4 protein-coding genes are annotated in these 3,568 nt (G+C 31.6%); all 4 read left to right on the plus strand.

Annotated elements, in window-relative coordinates; all coding sequences use genetic code 11:
- Nucleotides 1-395: 395 nt before the first annotated feature.
- The 4 genes from HE1_RS04715 to HE1_RS04730 all read left to right on the plus strand — a co-directional run bounded on the left by HE1_RS04715 (nucleotide 396) and on the right by HE1_RS04730 (nucleotide 2,966).
- Complete coding sequence (locus HE1_RS04715) at nucleotides 396-656, plus strand: hypothetical protein (RefSeq protein WP_162480370.1); 261 nt, start codon at nucleotides 396-398, stop codon at nucleotides 654-656.
- Between the two features lie 251 nt (nucleotides 657-907).
- Nucleotides 908-1,567 carry a hypothetical protein gene (locus tag HE1_RS04720; protein ID WP_162480372.1) on the plus strand — a complete coding sequence of 220 codons (660 nt, stop codon included), beginning with the start codon at nucleotides 908-910 and terminating at the stop codon, nucleotides 1,565-1,567.
- A 669-nt stretch (nucleotides 1,568-2,236) separates the two neighbouring features.
- Nucleotides 2,237-2,581 (plus strand): hypothetical protein, encoded by a 345-nt coding sequence (locus tag HE1_RS04725; RefSeq protein WP_162480374.1) that lies wholly within the window; start codon nucleotides 2,237-2,239, stop codon nucleotides 2,579-2,581.
- Between the two features lie 166 nt (nucleotides 2,582-2,747).
- Complete coding sequence (locus tag HE1_RS04730; protein WP_035545301.1) at nucleotides 2,748-2,966, plus strand: hypothetical protein; 219 nt, start codon at nucleotides 2,748-2,750, stop codon at nucleotides 2,964-2,966.
- Nucleotides 2,967-3,568 lie beyond the last annotated feature (602 nt).

Here is a 3,568-nt window from a genome sequence, read left to right on the forward strand (position 1 = left end):
TGGGCGTGCAGCTATAGGGTTCAAGAACATGAGCCACAAATATCGCTTGCTTTCATATACGCTATGGCTTTCCAAATGTGCGATAAGTTCTGCTGTTTGTGAAGTATTTAGCTTGCTCACAGAGCCCTTGCTTTACACCATTAACTTTTGATCCTCCTTATACTCTTCTACGATCGCAATCAGAAGAGCCTTAGCTATTTGACGAGCTCCACCCTTTGTCGGATAACTAAACTTCCTTACTCCTATCTTCTACGCGTCGGTTCTTTTCTTTCCGATGCTGCGTTCTTAACGCAACACGATCTTCTTCTGTCAGAAGTCTTTGCATAAGAAAAATTATTAACACATAAAATTAAACCTGTGACTCTTTTATATGATCTTAGCTATATTCAACTTTATTGAATGTAATTTTATCAAAAAAAGATGATACGACTTATGATGAAAAATTAATGAATGAAAGAATTAATTTTGTAAAAAATATAATAATGAGATGCGAAGAAGGAGTTTTCAATTTTGTTCCTAAAATTCCTGAAAAAACCCCGGGGATATTTAAGAGAATTTTGAAATTTATAAAAAAACAGTATAGCACATCAAATTTAAGCATCGCACACAAAATACTCACCCAACTAAAGAACTGCCGAGCAGAGCGTTTGCATTAAGGTGCTGATCTTTTATATTTATTAAATATTTTACATGTTTTTGATAAGATAAAAACCGTATAAAAGAATGTATATAATAAATGTATATAAAAAAGTTAAAAAAAGTTTCTATTATGTTTGTATTTTGTGTGCTTAGCGCAAACACACTGGTTTATTCTGAATCTTATTCACAAGAAACTTTATCAAATCATATTAAAATGATATCAGAAAACTACACTTACCTCAGCAAGTATTCATTAAAACTCGAATCTTTGAAACAAATTTTTTTAAATTTTAAGCAGTTTTTAGAGGAAATAGGAAGTAAAAAATCAAAAATTTTTACAAAAATTTCTAATAAAAATCGAATCTTATTAATGAAAAATTTTGCCGATTATTTTTTTCAAGAGATGAGGAGGCTTTGTATTCAAAACATAGACGAGGTAGAACAAATTTTGAATTCAGGGCCAGCAAAAGACAACTATGATTCAGATGACTCAGAAAATAAATACAATTTAGACGAAATGAATTCTGACATGCTTTCTAAAAAAAAAATTTTTTCAGTAGATTTTAAAGATAAAAATGAAAAGATATTTAAAAAAGAATTAGATTTGTTGAAAAAAAAGAAACAAAATCTTTTATCTGATTTCTCTTATTTCACAGGTCAAGAAAAAAAATCACGATTTTCTAAAAGTAAAACACTGAAGAATTTCGAAGAAAAATTTTCAAAATATCTCAAAAAATATGGCGAGTATCTAGATCTATTATTGTCGGAACGAAATCGAAACTTTAATGAGGAATTATTGCAGGGTAAAATTGATTTTATCCAAAAAATAGAAATAGAGAAAAAAGAAGACGAAATTAAAAAAATTATTAATGAAAAAAATCTAGGAATCCTAGAGAAGCTTTCAATGTTTGTAAAAAAAATATTATAGCTCACACAGTATAAAATAGTTATAGTATTTAAGTTTTTGGATATTTTATAGATTTTTTCTTAAAAGTTTTGTCCATTAAAGCATTAATTTGGAATTATTATTGTAAGGTGGAGTATAAAAATAGACCTCACTTAACCAGAAATAAACCTTTCACAAGATGTTCAGGACTTCCAGATTCCTACTGAGCAGGAAAACGCCTGAACATTGGTGCAAGTAGGAGTATGTCTACCCTTTGAAATTAGGCCGTTCTATCATTTTTATCTATGAAAGCGGATTTACTTATGACAGACCAAAACCTTGTGGATATTCCCTAAAGAGACTTTTTGTTTTGTCCCCGAAAGAAAAGGCAAGAACCACCGTAATTGGTGCGGTATTAAATGGGGAGCCTTGGTGTGAGTTTGTTTCAAACCACTCTAATACCAATTCCCATTGCTAAACAAGCATATAATGATTGCCTTTTAAGGAAATTTGGTTAAAAGCAGTTTTTATTTAAATTTTAATGTTTTTAACTCATAATTTATAAATATTTTTTATAATTATAAATTAAACCTCAAATGATTTCTAAAAATGAAGAAAATACTCCTTTTTATAATATTTAACGCTATAGGAACGCTTTCTTATGCACAAAACAGTTTAGAAAAATTTTCTAACTCTGATTTAAGAGATGCAGTGAAAGTTCTTTTTAGAAGCTCTTCAAAAGATGATGTTACAAAGAAGATAAGCAGCAAAGAAGTAGACAGTATGTCGAAAAATTTTCAAAAGCTTCTTAAATATGATCAAGAGAAAATTTTAAAAACATTGAAAATTTTAAGTACATTACCCCAAGACGACGAAGATGACGATGATGCTCATGCCGCTGTCCTCGAAAAATCATTAAATAAAGAGAGGCTAGAAAAAAAAGATTTTGAAAAAATTGTAGAAGAAGTTGATTCTTCTAATTTACCATTCATATTAGATGCTAATACTGAGCAATTTGTTTGGAGTAAATTGCATGAAGTTTTAAATGATAAGTAAAAAAAAATTAAAAACAAAACCTAGGCTTTGTACGCAATTAAGTTGATTTTTCTGTATTTTTTGAGAATTTAATAAAAATTCAAAAGAAAGAGAAGAAAAATCAGACGGCATACGCTGCAAGATGACCAATGGGATAAGATAAATGACCTTTTAGCCTGAAAAAACAATGGGATGCAACCAAGGACGATCACCTGTTTGTAAAGGGTGTTCTATCGCTATCACACAAGAATCTCGTGGAAAAAATTTAGCCTTTGGCGATTTCAAATCCACACACTCGTTGAAGTCTAAAAATGAGTGGAAAAGCGTTTCTAAAATCTTAGCCAGCGATGCTGACAAAAAGTACGCAATGACCGATTTTTGCCTTCCATCAACACGGTTGCGCTAAAAAAATAAGGAAAACCAAGCTATTAGATGTGTGATCACCAAGATCAATACAACCTAGTAATGTCCACGACAATCTCACCGCCTTTTCACTTGCCGAAAAGGTCAGGCCGATGATCTGGAGGCAGGAACGAGCCATCTTGCAACCGCAAAGCAAAGAGTCGCAATTCCGTGATCCCCCATAAAAAAATCGTTTGAAGTATTCATATTTTTTATGATCTATACTCATGCTGAATAAAATTTTTTAAAAGTTTAATTTTATGTGTTAATAATTTTTCTTATGCAAAAATTTCTAACATAAGAAGATCAGGTTGCGTTAAGAACGCAGTATCGGCAAGAAAAGAACCGCCGCGTAGCAGATAGGATTAAGGCAGTTTTGTTATCCGAAAAAGGTGAAGTTATCGTCAAATTGCTGAGGCTCTTCTGATTGCGATCGTAGAAGAGTATAAGGAGGATCAAAAGTTAATGGTGTAAAGCAAGGGCTCTGTGAGCAAGCTAAATACTTCACAAACAGCAGAACTTATCGCACATTTGGAAAGCCATAGCGTATATGAAAGCAAGCGATATTTGTGGCTCATGTTCTTGAACCCTATAGCTGCACGCCCA

It is taken from the genome of Holospora elegans E1, from assembly GCF_000648275.1.
Lineage (GTDB): Bacteria > Pseudomonadota > Alphaproteobacteria > Holosporales > Holosporaceae > Holospora > Holospora undulata_A.